14 protein-coding genes and 1 pseudogene are annotated in these 16,770 nt (G+C 59.8%); 8 read left to right on the top strand and 7 right to left on the bottom strand.

Features of this window, described 5'->3' with window-relative positions:
- Position 1: 1 nt before the first annotated feature.
- Positions 2–2,314: a methyl-accepting chemotaxis protein gene (locus FHT78_RS22700; protein WP_183748828.1), complete on the bottom strand. Its 2,313-nt coding sequence runs from the start codon at positions 2,312–2,314 to the stop codon at positions 2–4.
- 248 nt (positions 2,315–2,562) lie between these two features.
- Here FHT78_RS22700 and ruvC point away from each other — a divergent pair, with 248 nt between their 5' ends.
- The 6 genes from ruvC to FHT78_RS22670 all read left to right on the top strand — a co-directional run bounded on the left by ruvC (position 2,563) and on the right by FHT78_RS22670 (position 6,892).
- Positions 2,563–3,087: a crossover junction endodeoxyribonuclease RuvC gene (gene ruvC, locus FHT78_RS22695; RefSeq protein ID WP_183748827.1), complete on the top strand. Its 525-nt coding sequence runs from the start codon at positions 2,563–2,565 to the stop codon at positions 3,085–3,087.
- A 12-nt stretch (positions 3,088–3,099) separates the two neighbouring features.
- The gene (gene ruvA / locus FHT78_RS22690) at positions 3,100–3,714 is read left to right on the top strand and encodes a Holliday junction branch migration protein RuvA (RefSeq protein WP_183748826.1); all 615 of its coding nucleotides are present in this window, start codon (positions 3,100–3,102) and stop codon (positions 3,712–3,714) included.
- Positions 3,715–3,784: 70 nt separating this feature from the next.
- Entirely contained in the window at positions 3,785–4,822 is a 1,038-nt protein-coding gene (gene ruvB / locus FHT78_RS22685; protein WP_183748825.1) for a Holliday junction branch migration DNA helicase RuvB, read from the top strand.
- A complete protein-coding gene (locus tag FHT78_RS22680; protein ID WP_183748824.1) occupies positions 4,823–5,725 on the top strand; it encodes a metallophosphoesterase in 903 nt (300 codons plus the stop codon).
- 4 nt (positions 5,726–5,729) lie between these two features.
- On the top strand, positions 5,730–6,242 hold the full coding sequence (locus tag FHT78_RS22675; protein ID WP_183748823.1) for an NUDIX hydrolase: 513 nt from the start codon (positions 5,730–5,732) through the stop codon (positions 6,240–6,242).
- Between the two features lie 86 nt (positions 6,243–6,328).
- Positions 6,329–6,892, top strand: coding sequence for a DinB family protein (locus FHT78_RS22670; protein WP_183748822.1), 564 nt, complete (start codon positions 6,329–6,331; stop codon positions 6,890–6,892).
- Positions 6,893–6,989: 97 nt separating this feature from the next.
- Here FHT78_RS22670 and FHT78_RS22665 read toward each other — a convergent pair whose 3' ends face one another.
- From FHT78_RS22665 to FHT78_RS22645, 5 genes are all read right to left on the bottom strand, one after another.
- Entirely contained in the window at positions 6,990–8,369 is a 1,380-nt protein-coding gene (locus FHT78_RS22665; RefSeq protein WP_183748869.1) for a virulence factor family protein, read from the bottom strand.
- Positions 8,369–10,975 carry a bifunctional lysylphosphatidylglycerol flippase/synthetase MprF gene (gene mprF, locus FHT78_RS22660; protein ID WP_183748821.1) on the bottom strand — a complete coding sequence of 869 codons (2,607 nt, stop codon included), beginning with the start codon at positions 10,973–10,975 and terminating at the stop codon, positions 8,369–8,371. The genes FHT78_RS22665 and mprF overlap by 1 nt, the downstream gene beginning before the upstream one ends.
- A 201-nt stretch (positions 10,976–11,176) precedes the next feature.
- Positions 11,177–13,252 carry a mechanosensitive ion channel family protein gene (locus tag FHT78_RS22655; protein WP_183748820.1) on the bottom strand — a complete coding sequence of 692 codons (2,076 nt, stop codon included), beginning with the start codon at positions 13,250–13,252 and terminating at the stop codon, positions 11,177–11,179.
- Positions 13,253–13,396: 144 nt separating this feature from the next.
- Positions 13,397–14,422, bottom strand: a complete 1,026-nt coding sequence (gene gnd / locus FHT78_RS22650) for a phosphogluconate dehydrogenase (NAD(+)-dependent, decarboxylating) (RefSeq protein WP_183748819.1) — start codon at positions 14,420–14,422, stop codon at positions 13,397–13,399.
- Positions 14,423–14,702: 280 nt separating this feature from the next.
- Complete coding sequence (locus FHT78_RS22645) at positions 14,703–15,185, bottom strand: SRPBCC domain-containing protein (RefSeq protein ID WP_183748818.1); 483 nt, start codon at positions 15,183–15,185, stop codon at positions 14,703–14,705.
- A 57-nt stretch (positions 15,186–15,242) separates the two neighbouring features.
- Here FHT78_RS22645 and FHT78_RS22640 point away from each other — a divergent pair, with 57 nt between their 5' ends.
- Complete coding sequence (locus FHT78_RS22640) at positions 15,243–15,575, top strand: metalloregulator ArsR/SmtB family transcription factor (protein WP_183748817.1); 333 nt, start codon at positions 15,243–15,245, stop codon at positions 15,573–15,575.
- Positions 15,576–15,623: 48 nt separating this feature from the next.
- Positions 15,624–15,808 (top strand): annotated as a pseudogene (locus FHT78_RS29810) (helix-turn-helix transcriptional regulator); the annotation flags it as partial.
- A gap of 114 nt (positions 15,809–15,922) precedes the next feature.
- Here FHT78_RS29810 and FHT78_RS22635 read toward each other — a convergent pair.
- On the bottom strand, positions 15,923–16,753 hold the full coding sequence (locus FHT78_RS22635; RefSeq protein ID WP_183748816.1) for an aldo/keto reductase: 831 nt from the start codon (positions 16,751–16,753) through the stop codon (positions 15,923–15,925).
- Between the last annotated feature and the right edge of the window lie 17 nt (positions 16,754–16,770).

Genomic DNA, 16,770 nt, shown 5'->3' with positions numbered 1-16,770 from the left:
ATCAGGCTCGCTTGCGCAGCAGATGTACGTCGGCGCTGTACTGCTGACCTTCGGCAAGCGTAAAATTGCCGAGCTGACGGTCCATCTCTACGGCCTCGGTTGCCAGACGGTGGATGGCAGCTGTCGTCTCCTCGACCATCGCCGCATTCTGCTGGGTCATGGAATCGAGCTCGGCGACCGCGCTGTTGATCTGTCGCAGGGTGTCGGCCTCTTCACGGGTGGATTCCATGATTTCGTTGATCTGGCCATCGATGGCTTCGACATGACCGCCGATGCCAGCGAGCGCAACGCCTGCCCTCTCAACAAGCGCAACGCCGCTTTCAACCTCATGCGTGGATTTCTGCAACAGACTGGAGATTTCCTTGGCAGCGCTCGAAGAGCGTTGCGCCAATTCGCGTACTTCCATGGCGACGACTGCAAAACCCTTGCCGCTTTCGCCCGCGCGTGCCGCTTCGACGCCGGCATTCAATGCCAGCAGGTTTGTCTGGAAGGCGATATCGTCAATGACGGAGATGATAGTGTTGATCTGCCGCGATGACGCCTGGATCGCTTCCATCGCTGCGATCGTCTCGCGCATGATCTGGCTGGAGCCGACCGTCTCCTTCTTTGCATCGCGGGCGATGCGCGCGGCCTGCTCGGCGCGTTCGATCTGTACGCGCACCGACTGGGTGATGGCGCTGATCGCGTTAGCCGTCTCGGTAATCGAGCTTGCCTGCCGCTCGGTGCGGCCAGCCAGTTCATCGGCACCGGTGCGCATCTCTTCGGAACCTGCACGGACGGCCATGGAATTGCCGCCGATCGCCGTCATCGTCTCGTTGAGCGTTGCCAGCGCCTCATTGAAGTTCACGCGTAGACTTTCGAGTTCGCTCGGAAAGCGTTTTTCGATCTGGTAGGCCAGATCACCGCTGGCCAGATGATGAAGCCCCTCGTCGAGCGCTGCGACGACATCCTGCAGGCTGCGGGCTTCCGCCTCTCGCTGCGCAAGGTTCTGCCGGCGCTCGCTTTCGGCACGCGCACGCGCCCGCTCATTCTCGGCTTCGAGTTGGCGACCTTCGATCAGCGACTGCTTGAAACGACCAAGCGCCTTCGCCATGGTGCCGATCTCGTCCTTGCGGTTCTCGCTGCCGATCTCGACATCCAGCTTGCCGTCAGCGACTTCGCGGGTCACGCCGGCAAGCCGGACGAGCGGTGAGAACAAGAAGTTGGTGATGAGCCCCGTGGCGATCGCCATGATGACGAGAACGCCGACGCCGATCGAGGTCAGCAGCGTGGCGATCTCGATCGAGCCGGCGTTCAATTCGCTGAGCAGCATGCTTTCAACGACGAGGAAACGGTCGCCACGATAATCAATGCCACGCACATAGGCGCGGGCCGCACCATCGGCGCGATCGAAATCCGCGACCGTCATTGCCGAACTCGCAAGTGCATCCTTGATGAAGGTGAACGGCGCAGTATCCAGCGTTGCAAGCTGACCAGATGCATTGAGGCCGACGGCCGAGCCGTCTGCCGAAATGATGGCCGCCTTTGCCGTGCTGCCGGACACGATACCCTTCGCGAGAATGCTGGTGACGACATCGTCGCGCACCTTGAAGAGCATCAGCCCCTTCGCCTGCCCGAGCTTGACGATCGGAACTGCATAGAAGATCGCCGACTTGCCGCTTCCTGCATCGACGCGCAGACCGGAGAAGGCCGTCGGCGCGGAATCGTCGGTCGCCTTGGCGGTGTTTTCCATTGCCTTGGCATAGGCGATGCCCGCTCCGGTCGATTTCCAAGCATCTGACTTCAGGTTTTCGGCGAAGTCGTCGTTCTTCTTGTAGGAATAGAGCACGGTGCCATCGAGATCGACGATCAGGAGGTCGCTGAAGGCGGTATCGGCGAGGTCGCGCGCCACCTCGCCCTGCGTCTTCTCATGGCTCGAATAATAGAAACCGCTTGGCCCCTCGGGCTTTGCAAGCTTCTCGCGCTGGTCGGCCGGGTTCGGATTATTCGTGATGAAGGCCTTCTTCAGCTCCCCGCGTGCGTCACCCGAGCTCTTCTCCATCGTCTTCCAACCGCTCTTCAGGTTGGTGATCGACATCTGCAGCGCTTCGATACGCGCAATCGAGGTCGCTTGATTTTCAAGCTGCACAAGCTGATCCTGCAGCATGTCGCCACGGAAGATCAAGACGCTCTCCTTGGCCTTCAGCGCCTGCTCGTCGGAAATGCGGCTGCTGGCGAAATAGGCGAGGATATTGATCACCGCGACCGAGAGCGTGGTCAGCAGGATGAAGGTGGCTATCACCTTGAAGGACAGGGACTGAAATCTCTGAGCCATGAAATACGAACCCTTCGGAACAGCGGCGCCGGCGAGTGGAAGCACGGAGACATCACCCGCCGGTTGAAATGCAAACAGACCATCAGAAGCCTTAAGCTTTGCGAAAGCTGGCCCCTCTCACATTTGACGGACTAGAATTCAGGCATCCGGTTTAATTCGCGGTAAACACGGCCCCGCAAAAACAACGAATGTTTTCGCTTTGTTCACACATCAATGGCACTTATTTCGTCATCGCTATAAGGTGAGCTATGCAAAACACGATTCGTATCATCGGTATCGATCCCGGCCTTCGCCGCACCGGATGGGGCATCATCGATACGCTCGGCAATTCGCTGCGCTTCGTTGCCTCGGGAACTGTCACTTCGGATGGTGACATGGACCTCGCTTCCCGCCTCTGCCAGCTGCATGACGGCCTTGCCGATGTGGTCCATTCCTACAAGCCGGATGAGGCCGCCGTCGAACAGACTTTCGTCAACAAGGATGCGGTAGCAACCCTCAAGCTCGGCCAGGCCCGCGGCATCGCCATGCTAGTGCCGGCCCGCGCCGGTCTCCCGGTATCGGAATATGCGCCGAATGCCGTGAAGAAGACCGTCATCGGTGTCGGTCACGGGGAGAAGCAACAGATCCACATGATGCTGAAGATCCTGATGCCGAAAGCCGAATTCAAGGGCAACGACGCCGCCGACGCTTTGGCAATCGCCATCTGCCACGCCCATCATCGCGGCAGCAACAGAATGCGGGCAGCTGCCAACGCTCTCGCAACCCATCCTTGACGGAACAATATCATGATCGGCAAGCTGAAAGGCATTATAGATGAGATCGGCGACGACTATGTGCTCGTGGATGTGCACGGCGTCTGCTACGTCGCCTATTGCTCGGCGCGCACGCTCTCGAAGCTCGGTTCCGTGGGAGAAGCCTGCGTGCTCTTTATCGAAACCTATGTGCGCGAGGACCAGCTTAAGCTCTTCGGTTTCCAGACCCGGCTCGAGCGCGAATGGTTCAATCTGCTGCAAAGCGTGCAGGGCGTCGGCGCGAAAGTGGCGCTCGCCGTGCTTTCGACCCTGACACCTCCCGAACTTGCCAATGCGATCGCCCTCCAAGACAAGACCGCCGTTTCGCGCGCCCAGGGCGTCGGTCCCAAGGTCGCGATCCGTATCGTCACCGAACTCAAGAACAAGGCACCTGCCTTTGCCGGTGAGGCGATTAATATCGGCCTCAAGCAGGAGATCGGCGAAGGCGTGGCAGCCGCTCCCGTCGCCGACGCTGTTTCGGCGCTAACCAATCTTGGCTATTCGCGCGATCAGGCCGCCAATGCGGTCGCCGCCGCCATGAAGACAGCCGGCGAGGACGCAGACAGCGCCAAGCTGATCCGCCTCGGCCTGCGGGAACTTTCGCGTTGATTGCCCGACGGGATGTCAACGGCGACCGCTTGGTGTATGGACTTGAGCAAGCTTTGAACGGAAGTGCCTGATGACCGCTGATCGCCTGATAGCGCCTGAAAAGCGTGGCGAAGACCTGGATACGACGCTGCGCCCGCAGTCTCTGGACGAGTTCACCGGCCAGGCGGAAGCGCGTGCCAATCTCAAGATTTTCATCGAAGCAGCCAAGAACCGAGGCGAGGCGCTGGATCACGTCCTCTTCGTCGGTCCGCCGGGCCTCGGCAAGACGACGCTGGCGCAGATTATGGCGAAGGAACTCGGCGTCAACTTCCGCTCGACCTCCGGCCCGGTCATCGCAAAAGCCGGCGATCTCGCTGCGTTGCTGACCAATCTCGAAGAGCGCGACGTTCTTTTCATCGACGAAATCCATCGCCTCAATCCGGCGGTCGAGGAAATCCTCTATCCGGCCATGGAAGATTTCCAGCTCGACCTCATCATCGGCGAAGGCCCGGCCGCCCGCTCGGTGAAGATCGATCTGTCGAAATTCACGCTCGTTGCCGCGACCACCCGCCTCGGCCTGCTGACGACCCCGTTGCGCGACCGTTTCGGCATTCCGGTGCGCCTCTCCTTCTATACGGTGGAGGAGCTGGAGCTGATCGTTCGCCGCGGCGCCCGCCTGATGGGCCTTGGCATGACCGATGACGGCGCCCGCGAGATCGCGCGGCGCGCTCGCGGCACGCCGCGCATCGCCGGCCGCCTGCTGCGCCGCGTACGCGACTTCGCCGAAGTCGCAAGGGTCGAAGCCGTCACCCGCGAGGTCGCCGACGAGGCGCTGACCCGCCTGCTGGTCGACAATGTCGGCTTTGACCAGCTCGATAAGCGTTACCTCAATATGATCGCGGTCAACTTCGGCGGCGGCCCGGTCGGCATCGAAACCATTGCCGCCGGCCTCTCCGAGCCACGCGATGCCATCGAAGACATTATCGAGCCCTACATGATCCAGCAGGGTTTTATCCAGCGTACGCCACGTGGCCGCGTTCTGACCGCAATCGCGTGGAAACATCTCGGCATGCAGCCACCGAAGGATATGGAGGCTGCACAGTTCGGGCTGTTCCGGGAGGACGATTGATTGATCAGCCGGCGCGGCTTTCTCAAATTGGCGGGCAGCAGTTTTGCCGGCCTGATGGCACTCGGCGGATATGCCTTCGCCTATGAACCGCTGGCCCGGCTGACAATTTCCCGTTACAAGCTAACCCCGCCGGGCTGGACACCCGGTCTGAAGCTGCGTCTTGTCGCATTGGCCGATTTCCACGCCTGCGAACCCTGGATGTCGGCAGACCGCATCACCTCGATCTGCGCCCGCGCCAACGAACTGGAGGGCGACATCACCTTCCTGCTCGGAGACTACGCGGCGGGCATGAACATGGTGACGGGTTACGTTCATTCCAGTGAATGGTCAAAGGCGCTGGCGACGCTCAAAGCCCCGCTGGGAGTCCATGCGATCATGGGCAACCATGATTGGTGGGAAGATAGAACCGCGCAGATGAATGGCGGAGGCGATACGATCGGACATAGGGCTTTGGCCGACGCCGGTATTCCCGTCTACAGCAATCGCGCCGTCCGTTTGGAAAAGGACGGATATGGCTTTTGGCTGGCGGGTCTGGAAGACCAGTTGGCGCTCCTGCCGGACAGGAAATGGGGCCGCAGCCGGATGCAGGGTCTCGATGATCTCGACGGAACGCTCGCGCAGGTTTCCGATGACCTGCCCGTCATCCTGCTCGCCCACGAGCCTGATATTTTTCCGCGCGTGCCCGAACGTGTATCGCTCACCCTGTCCGGCCATACGCATGGAGGACAGATCCGTCTTCTCGGTTATTCGCCGATGGTGCCCTCACGCTATGGCGATCGGTATGCCTACGGCCATATCCTAGAGAACGGCCGAAATATCATCGTTTCCAGCGGACTCGGCTGCTCCATCGCGCCCGTGCGCTTCGGCGTTCCGCCGGAGATAGTGGTCATCGATGTCGGATAATATCATGCCCAAGAGAACTGTCGTTCGCCTCAATTCAGGCCGCCAGCGCTTCAACTACCGCATTGCCGGGCTCGGCTTTCGTGATGGGCACGTGCTTGTCCATCGCGCCGTTCACGAACCTTTCTGGACTTTTCCCGGCGGCCGTGCGGAGATCGGCGAAACCTCTGAGGAAACGCTGAAGCGGGAGATGATGGAGGAGATCGGCGTCGAAGTGACCGTCGGCCGCCTGCTCTGGAGCGTCGAGAACTTCTTCCATTACGAGGGGCGCGACTGGCATGAACTCGGCCTCTACTATTTCATGGAAATCCCCCAGGAATTTCCGTTCCGCACGCATGAGATCATTCATCGGGTGGAGGACGGCGACAACCATCTGGAATTCAAATGGGTGCCTGCAACATTCCAGGCCCTGACTACTCTTGATATTCCGCCCTATTTCATCGCGGCCGAGATCGAGAACCTGCCCGCCTCGCCCCGTCATCTCGTGTGGCGAGACGGCGATCTCGATGACAAGAACTAGGGTAAACCCCGCAAAAGCGTGAAGCGTTCTGCGTCCAGGATTGCCTGAAAACAAAGAGACAATGCATGCATTAAAGAGGAGAGGCGATGCCGAGTTTCGATCCCTGTCGCATGTTCCGAAAGCTCGCCTACAACAATGCCCTGGCGAACAACCGGCTTCTTGCCGCCTGCGCGACCCTCAAGCCCGGTGAATTCGAGGCCACGCGTACAAGTTTTTTCCCATCGATCAAATCGACGCTGAACCACATTCTCACGGTCGACTGGTTCTATGTCAACGGGCTGGAAGGCGGCACGCTCGGCCTTCGCGCTTTCGACATCGAAGAGCCCTTTGACGATATCCCGTCGCTCTCCGCAGAGCAGGCGAAGGTCGACCAGCGTCTTGTTGCAATCTGCGAAGGTCTGACACCCGAGAAGCTTACTTCGGCCGTGGAGCTTCAGCGCGAGGGCCGCCTCCAGCGGGAACGCGTGGACGATGTGCTGAGTCACCTCTTCCAACATCAGACGCACCATCGCGGACAGGTCCACGCCATGCTGGCTGGAAGCAGCGTCGCCCCGCCGCAACTCGACGAATTCATCGTCGATGACGATGCTAGGTTCCGAGGCGGCGAGGTTGCCGCCCTCGGCTGGAGTGAACAGATGCTGATGCGTTAGAGCATGTCGCGCAAAGTGCTCCGCGGTTTTGGGGTAACGACATGCGAAAACAAGAGCCTAAAGCGTGGCAAGCGAATCTGAAAGATCGCGCCGCTCTTTAGCCCTTGAGGCGCGCCTTCAAGCCGTCGACGATCGTCTTCGTCAGAAGATCGTAATTTTCGTCGAAGTGATGATCGCCCGGCAGTTCGATGACCTCGCCGCCGACGTCCTTGACGGCGGGGCAGGCAACATCATCGTCATCATCCTTGCCGTAGATGCATTGGACGAGCTTCGGATCGGCACCCTTGAGCTCCTCGATAGGATCGCCGCCTGCCCCCTCGGTTTTCTGACCGAGCCAGCCCATGACGGAGATGACATAATCGACCTGGTGCGACAGCGAGAGAAGCGAAATCTGCGCAACAGCCGCCTTCTCCGCAGGCTTCAAAAGCTGATAGGAGGCGGGCACTATATCGGCGCCGAAAGAATAACCGATCAACAGGACGTGCTTCACCTTCCACTGCTTGCGGTAAAATTCGATAATACGGGAAAGATCGTCGGCCGTTTCTTGCGGCTTCCGCTCCGTCCAGAAATAGCGTAGCGAGTCGATGCCGACGACAGGGATGCCTTCCTTCTGCAGCTTGCCGCCCACTTCCTTGTCGATATCGCGCCAGCCGCCATCGCCGGAATAGATCACCGCCATCGTGTCGAGATTCGGCGTGGCGTCGAGAACGGCAAGCGGCAGACCGAGCGGATTGTCGAAGGCGCCGGAAGCCGTCACCAGATCGTCGAGCGTATCGGCAAACACAGTCTGCGCATCGTCCGTGGATTCGCGGATTTCGATGGCGTCATGTGTCTTCTTGATATCCTCGACATGAGCACGGCCATCCTTGTCGGCCTTGGGCGTGAAGGTGGCGATAACAGGATCCGGCAGAGCACCATCGGTGAGCCCATAGACGCTGCGGTCTCCGACCACCTTCTTCGTGGCCGGTGTACAGAGCTCCTTGCTCAGCGGAATGCCGGCACGCGGATCGACGGCAAATGTCTGGCCGATCGTCGCATCAGGTGTCTGTGCGGCAATGGCAAGCGCCAGCGCGCCGCCTTCGCCGATGCCGGCAACGATCGGCAGGTGATAGGGGCTGTTGCCGGCGGCGCGCTGTACCTGCTGGCTGAGCGATTCAATATCGGAAACCGTGTAGATGCAGCCATCGTTGAGACTGACATCATAGCGGTTCAGCGCTTCCATATAGGACGGAAAATCGACGCCGATGACGACGGAACCCTGCGAAACCAGACGATCTGCCTCGGTCTTTTCATTGTCTCCCCAGCCCGCTGCATCGGAAATCAGGAAGACCGCACCCTTCACCTCGCCCTGCGGCAGGAAGATGTGCGGCGAAGGGATAAGGCCAGTTTCGAAACTCTCAGTGGTTTCATCCGCAGCATAAGACGGCGCGGCCGCGAGCATGCTGACGCATACAGCAGCAAACAGATATTTTTTCATCATTTTCTCACTACCCCTTTCAATCCGCCCCCGATCAGAAATGTCGCATCCATCAATGCGATCATCGGATTGCCCCCTCCTGAAACCGCAAGATAGCGCGGTTGCCAGTGCGGATGAAACTTGGATTTGAAGGCGCGAAGCCCTTTGAAGTTGTAGAAGCGCTCGCCGTGTTCGAAGACGGTACCGCCGATACGGTCCCAAACGGGCGCCACCTCGCGTTTCGACATGCCGGAGAGGGGCGCCATGCCGAGGTTGAAATGCGTAAAACCTTGGGCGCGCAGATGTTCCATGATCTGCACGAACAGGAAGTCCATAGATCCCTTGGGCGCATCAGGCGAGAAGCGCATCAGGTCGATCGTCCCTTCCTCTTTCGCCGCGGTGACAAGGATATTGGCAAAGGCAACGATCCGGCCGTCCTTCTTGAGAATGCCGACCGGTTGCGACTTTACATAATCCGGATCGAAGGCGCCGAGCGAGAAGCCCTTCTCCTTGGCATTGTGATGCTCGAGCCAAGCGTTGGAAACGGCCGAGAGATCGTCGATGATCCCGGGAATATCGACTGGTTCGACAACGCTGAATTCCAAACCGTCGCGCTGGGCGCGGCTTGCGGTCTGGCGCAAGTTCGCCCATTTGCCGCCCTTCATCTCGAAGGTGCGCAGGTCGGTCACTGCCAGTTCGCCGAGCTTGAAGGCGCGCAGTCCGGCGTCGGCGCAATGCGAAAGCAGCGCCGGCGAGATCTGATAGAATACAGCGCGGCAGCCTGCAGCGCGCGCCGCTTCCACGAAGCGCCAGACCAGTTCCGGCACAGCATGACGATCGCCGATCGGATCAAACAACGCTATCCACGAACGGCCCTGCCGGCCATACATGATGAAGGCGTCGCCCTTTTCCGAAAACATGATGGACTTATCCCCCATGCGCACCAGATTGGCGTCTGCGCTATCCTGTTTCTCGACGATTTCCACGGCACGGCGCACCGCCTCTTCATCTGCCGGTTCCGGTTTGAAAGTCGCCGGCCGCAACAGGCTGAAAATGGCAATGGCTGAGGAAATGATGGAGATGCCGAGCACGGCACGCAGGCCGCGCGGCGCTTCTGCGGCAAATTCGAACTGCCACCAGAGCTCGTTGCTGTATTCGACGTCACGATAGACGAAGAGCAGGATGACGACCGCGCCTCCGATAATCACAGCGATCGCCATCAGCCAGGAAGCCGTCATCGCCTGGTTGAGAAGCGAAGCATGGCGAGTAAAAAGCCGACGGCTGACGAATAGGCCGAAAACGAGAAAGGCGAGGAAAGCCGCTTCGACAAGGGCGATCGCCTTCAGCAACGAGAGCGTCAAGGCAGCAACCGCCGAAAACACCGCCACCCACCAGGCGCCATCGAGCCTCTGGCCAAGGCCCCGCGCCGCAACGACCAGTGCAAGGCCAAGAAGGCTGGAGAGGAAGTGGGCACCTTCCACGATCGGCAGCGGCAGATAGTTGGAGAGGAATTCAAGATTCTGGTCAGGCGTCGGCGTCACGCTCGAAAAAATTAGCATGACGCCGAGAAGCAGCGCCAGCGCCGAAAGCAGCTGCGGCATCAGCCGTCCGCCGATGCGCCGCACGCTGGAGGCGGCCGGATGATCCACGAAGCGGCGAAGCTCCGTCACCGAAACCGCAAGGATGGCGATCAGCAGCGGCAAGACGTGATAGATCAGACGATAAAGAACCAGTGAGCCGAGGACGGCATCGATATTCACCGCGCTGCCGAGCGAAGCGATGATGACGGTCTCGAAAACGCCGAGGCCCGCCGGCACATGGCTCAGCACGCCAAGGCCGACGGCAATCGCATAAACTGCCAGAAACACCGGCCAGCCGATCGCCGTCTGCGGCAGGAGCACATAGAGCACCGAGGCGGAAGCCGCGATATCGAATGCGGTCACCAGGAACTGGCGCGACCACGTACGCGAATCCGGCAGGCGGAGCGCGATCGACCCGATTTCGATCACCCGGCCTTCGCGGCCGATGACCATGAGAGAGCCGAGGATTGCCAGGATCGCTGCCGCGATGATGCGAAGCCATAGGCTGCTGACGCTGATCAGCGGGGCGATCTCATCGGCAATGACGAGGAGCGCAATTGCTGCGACGGCAGCCAGCCCGAGGCCAAAGGAAAGTGTCACGAAAGCGATGATACGGCCGATATCTTCGGGCGCAATTCCAAGCCGCGTATAGGCACGGTAACGGATCGCACCACCGGAGAGAGCGCCGAAACCGGCGGTATTGCCGACAGCATAGGCGCTGAAGGCCGTCAGCGCGACATGCGGGAAGGGCAGACGCCTGCCGATATAGTCGATGGCGTTGAGATCATAGAAGACGAGCGCCAGGAAGCTCAGCGCCGTAAAGAACAGTGCGATCAGGATCGAACTCGGCCGCGTTTCGGCCAGTGCCTCGACCACATCGTCATAGCGCACCTCATCCGTCAGCTGCATGATCGCATAGCCGACGAGGCAGAAAATGAGGAGCGTGGCGAGAGCCGTCAGCGGTGTGCGGTAGCGCCGGAAAAGTGCGCCAAAGGAAGAGCCCTCTTCCGGCTCTGAAGTAACTTCCAACTTGTCGTTACCCGACATCTCTTACCTGCCGTAATTGCCATCTCGCGGGAATCTCTTTTGAAAGACGTAACATAAGCAACATACAGGCTCTATGAACCATGTTGCGGCTACCCACACCCGCGCACTTGCCGCCTCCTTCATCCTCAATTGGGGCAAATTTGCGCAGTGCTGATCCCTGATCGCATTGCGATTTCGTAAGCTTTGTCTTTCAATCGAAGATCAGGTCGTCGGCTCTCCCGCGGCACGGGCCTGCGCCGCATAACGCGCCGCAGCGACGCTCGCCTCAATCTCGCGCTCGCCGGAGACCTGCACGGTCGGCACGGCGAATTCGATACCGTTCTCCTTGAAGGCATTGCGGATCATCGCCAGCGCATTGCGGCGGATGACGAACTGCTCACCGGGCTTGGTCATCATCGAAAGGCGGATCTCGATTGCGAATTCACCGAACTGCTCAACCCCCTTCATCTTCAGCGTTTCGATGATATTCGGACCCCACTCGGGGTTGTCGAGAAGCTGCTGGCCGATTTGCTTGATGATCTTCTTCGTTTTCACGAGATCGGTGTCATAGGTCACGTTCAGGCTTATCTTGTCGATCGTCCAATCGCGGTTGAGGTTCTTGACGGCCCCAAGCTCCCCGAAAGGCACCGTCGTCAGCGGCCCACGATGATGGCGGAGTTTGACGGAACGCAGGCTGAAGGCTTCGACCACGCCCTTGTGGCTGCCGCTTTCGATATATTCGCCGACACGAAAAGCATCGTCCCACAGATAGAACATGCCGCTGATGACATCCTTGACGATGGTCTGCGCACCGAAGCCGACTGCGACGCCGACGACGCCGGCACCGGCGATCAATGGCCCGATCTCGATGCCGAGGCCCGAAAGTACCATCAGAACGGCGATGACGACGATGACGACGGCAAGGATGTTGCGGAAGATTGGCAGCAATGTCTGCAGACGCGCGCGCTTGACCTTGTCCTCATCGCTGACCGTGCTGTCGACGGGCGAATCCAGAAGCTTGCCGTCGATATAAGCCCGGACCAGATGCCAAAGAAGATCGGCCGCAAGGAGGATGACGATACCGCCGATAATACCGCGTGCCACTCGATCGATCATCGTTTCGTTCGACATCATCATCGTGGTGGTTTCGACGCCGAGCATGCGTCCAAGCCAGATCGCTGCAAAGGCGATGATCAGCGCCCGGACGCCACGGTCGAGTAACACAGTCGCGATGCGGCGTTTGGCAAGAAAACCCGCTTCGGCATAGTGGAAGGATTTGACCGCCAGCGTCGAAACGGCGAGCACCCTCGGCAGCAGCAGGAGATAGATGCACACCCAAAGGAGCCAATTGAAGCTCAGCACCCATATGCCCCAGAGCAGCAGGAAATAAAGGGTCAGCAGCCAGGTAATGGCATAACTGCGCCGGGTTTCATTGCCCGGCCGTGACCAGACAGCTTCGGTGGCAATCAAAAAGAGGCCGACGCCGAGCATATAGCCGATCAGATACCGCGCGCCCATCGAATAGCCGAGCGGCTGCATCGATTGCAGGACGGCCCAGCCGAAGACGAAATAGATGACAAACAAGGTGCAGCGGCGGAACCAGAACTGCGCGACAGCCGGATCAACCGCAACCGTCTCTCCCTCGCCACGTGGCAAGGTGACGAGATCGACGATGACACCGCCAATGGAAACGGCGAAGCGTTGGACGACGACAGCGATGGCAATGGCAATCGCGACATTCAGGCTGACCGGCGGCCAATTGAAGCTGATCAACGTGAGTCCCGTCGCGAGGCCGAATACGATGGCCGGAATGACCCGAGTGGCAAGGCGCGTAACTGTCATCTGCGCTGCCCGCTCCCGCCTTTCACGTACCATCCTTCGCACCAGGATTTCGACGATGAAGCCGGTGACGAGGACGGCGAGAAATTGCCCGACCATGCGAAGCGGACCAGCCGCGCGCAATTCGCCGAGAAAAAGCGATGACGTCCGTGCGACTTCGGAAGGTAGTGTCATCGCCGCACCCGAGACCATGGCAATGTGCCTGCGGGCGTGCTGGAGGCGGTCGGACAATATCGACATTTCCTCGTTATTGCCGGTCGAGGCTGCGGGCGCCGCCATCTGCGTCGCCATCCATTGCTTCACTTCGGGCGTTTGCATCAACTCCATCATCTGCCGCACCTGGGCAGGCGGTGGCGCAACGTCGGTGGAAGTTGCCGGCGTCGTCTGCGCGGAAACGGCGCCGAAAAGAGAAAGCAGCATCATGATGCTGCAGATGCCGATCGCAGAAATTTGCCCCATGCCCGCCTCCGGTTTTGCACGTCAGGCATTTATGCAAGTGCTGCGCCGGAAAAGCCAGACAGACAAATGGTCTAGCTATCGTGGCGAAAACAAAGCCGCCGGACCTCGCGGACCGGCGGCTGACATAAAGACAGCGTGTTTTGCTTATTTGTGCGGCTTCTCGGCATGACCACCGAAGCCGGCGCGCATGGCCGAAAGTACCTTGTTGGCGAATTCGTCCTGGTCGCGCGAGGAGAAACGGCCGTGAAGCGCGGCGCTGAGCACCGGCGTCGGCACGCTTTCGTCGATGGCGGCCATGATCGTCCAGCGGCCTTCGCCGGAGTCCGAAACACGACCCGCATATTGGGTAAGGACCGGGTCCTTGTGCAGCGCATCGGCCGTCAGGTCGAGCAGCCAGGAGGTGATGACGCTGCCACGGCGCCAGACTTCGGCGATCTCCGGCAGGTTGAAATCGTACTGGTAATATTCCGGATGAGAGAGCGGCGCCGTTTCGGCATCGGCCTCATGCGTCAGAGCGCCGATATTGGCGTGCTTCAGGATGTTGAGGCCTTCTGCATAGGCGGCCATCAGACCGTATTCAATGCCGTTATGAACCATCTTGACGAAGTGGCCGGCACCATGCGGGCCGCAATGCAGGAAACCCTGCTCGGCGGTGCTGAGAGCTGCAGCTTCCGGCGTGCGGTTCGGCGAGGCCTCCGCGGTGCCGTTGCCCGGTGCCAGCGTTGCGAAGATCGGCGACAGATGCTGTACGATACCCTTCTCGCCGCCGATCATCAGGCAATAGCCACGTTCGAGGCCGAAGACGCCGCCGCTGGTGCCAACGTCGACATAGTGGATGCCCTTGGTGATGAGTTCCGCGCCGCGGCGGATGTCATCGTGATAGTAGGAGTTGCCGCCATCGATCAGGATATCGCCGTCATGCAGCAGCGGGACGATCGAGGCGATGACCTTGTCGGTGATCGCGGCCGGCAGCATCAGCCAGACGGCACGCGGGCGGGCGAGCTTCGAGACGAATTCTTCGAGCGAGCCACTACCGTCGGCACCGAGACCAACGAGCTCGGCGACGCTTTCCGGCCTGGCGTCATAGACCACGCATTCGTGGCCGCCCCGCATCAAGCGCTGGACCATGTAATTGCCCATACGGCCCAAACCTACCATGCCAAGCTGCATCTGAAATCTCCTGGGATTTAATCGATATGATTCCGGAAACTAACACCCGCATCGTGACAGGCAAGCGAAGTCTCTGTCACGAAGACGAGTGCGTCTATTGCATCTTGCGCAGGGCTATGGCTTCCGCACTCAGCAATCTGCCGTCTTCAGAACGTAATTCCAACCCTCCGACGGACATATAGCCGCCTCATCGGCGGCTATATGATCTTCTGCCTGCTCGGCGGAACCTTCATCGCGACGTCGACGCCGCCATAGATCAGATCGTTCATGACGCTTCCCCTCACCCCTCCTGCGCTTTGGCCTGCTCACCCCGCATCTCGCTGAGGAACATGCCTTCGCGCAGATTGATGCCGTATTCGACAAAGGCCTTCATGCAGCAGAACATCTGCGTCCAGCCCTCGAGATTCTGGTAGGTTCCGCGGCGCCCCGGCTCATCCTCGCGCCAACCGTCCTCCGCGATGGTCACCATGGTGCCACCGTCATCAAGCGGTTTGAAATTCATCTCTACGAGGGTGTTGTAAGGCTTCTTCTCCTCGTCAGTTGCGCCATCCCAGCGCAGCACGATCTTGCTGTCTGGCACGAGCTCGACCACCTCGACCGGTACATCTTTCCACCAGGTCACCGTCGTCCCCTCAACCAGCGGCGCGCTGGCACCGCCCACCGTGGTGAAATAGCTCGAGAGTTTCTTCGGGTTGACGACCGCATCGAAGACATCAGCCACCGGGCGGCCGATGCGGCCCGAGACGCGAATATTGAGGGACATGCGACTTCCTCCTCTTCTCCGTTGTATCCGGCCTTAATTATGTTATAAAAACATAACATGTCAAGCGAATCGGATGACGACCCCATTTTCAAGGCGCTAGCGCATCGCCGCCGCCGCGATATTCTCGACCTTCTGAAGGAAGAACCACGCACGACAGGCGCGCTCTGCGAAGCATTCCCGGAGATGGACCGCTGCACTGTCATGCAGCATCTGAAGGTGCTGGAGGAAGCCGATCTGGTGATTGCCAGGAAAGAGGGCCGGGAGCGCTGGAACCATCTGAACAGTCTGCCGATCAAGCAGATTCATGACCGCTGGATCAGCGCCTATGCCGGCCACGCATTGTCCATTCTCGACCGGCTGAAGAGCGACCTCGACAATCCCACCCATTAACTTGCAGCGGCAATCGTCGCGGCTCTATGATAAAGAGAGGGAGGAACCATGCCGATATCGGGATCTGCCATCCGGCGCATGCGTCAGCTGCGCAATATGAAGCAGGAGCATCTGGCGGAATCCTCGCCGTCAACCAGGCGACCGTCTCCCGCTGGGAGCGGGGTATCCTGCCGGTCACCGTTGCTCAGGCAAGGCGGCTGGAAAGCATCTTCGCTTCCCCATCATCCTCCGCCGATGCGCCGTTGACACGGACCGCAACGCCGGCCGTCTGCGGCGGAGCGGACCGATGATCATTGCAGAGATTGCCTGAGCTATAGCAAACAGGGACGGGCCGAAGCGCCCGTTCCCTAAGCTGCCCTATCCCAAGCCGGCGCCAACCCTTCCGGGCTGACGATACGGCCATCGGCTTTCGCCAACGCGTGGATTGCCGTCATCTCTTCGGAAGAGAGTTCGAAATCTAAGATCGCCGCATTCTCCTGTGCGCGCCGTTCAGAGACGGTCTTGGAAAGCACGATCAGATCCTGCTGAACGATCCATCGGAGAACGATCTGGGCAATCGGCTTGCCATGCCTGGCGGCAATCGCCTTCAGCACCGCATCCTCAAACACCTTGCCGTCAGCCATGGCGTAATAGGCCGTCACCGACATATCGAGCTGCTTTGCAGCGCGCAGCACCGGCGTTTGATCAATATAGGGATGATATTCCACCTGGTTCGTCACGGTCGGCAGGCTGCTGAGCTTGACGGCTTCCCCCATCAGATCAGTATTGAAGTTCGACACGCCGATATGGCGCACCTTGCCCGCCTTCGCCACTTCATTCAGCGAGCCGATCTGCTCGGCAAGCGGTACGGTTTGGTCCGGCCAATGAAGCAGCAGCAGATCCACATAGTCGGTCTTCAACTTCTTCAGGCTCTCGTCGACCGATGCAAGGAAGGCATCGCGCTTGTAGTTCTCGACCCAGACCTTGGTGGTCAGGAAGATATCGCCACGGGCGACGCCGGAGCGGCGGATACCGTCGCCGACCTCGGCCTCGTTGCCGTAGATCTGCGCGGTATCGATATGGCGATAACCGTTTGCGAGCACATGCGAGACCATGCGCTCGGCGTCCGGGCCCGGCATGCGGAACGTGCCAAAGCCGAGGGCGGGAATGGAGGCGCCATTGGCGCTGACGAATTTCATGTTGCTTCCTTTCGAGT

Source organism: Rhizobium sp. BK196, from assembly GCF_014193255.1.
In the GTDB taxonomy this organism is placed as follows: Bacteria; Pseudomonadota; Alphaproteobacteria; order Rhizobiales; family Rhizobiaceae; genus Rhizobium.
This window is presented reverse-complemented; position numbering and strand designations above follow the sequence as displayed.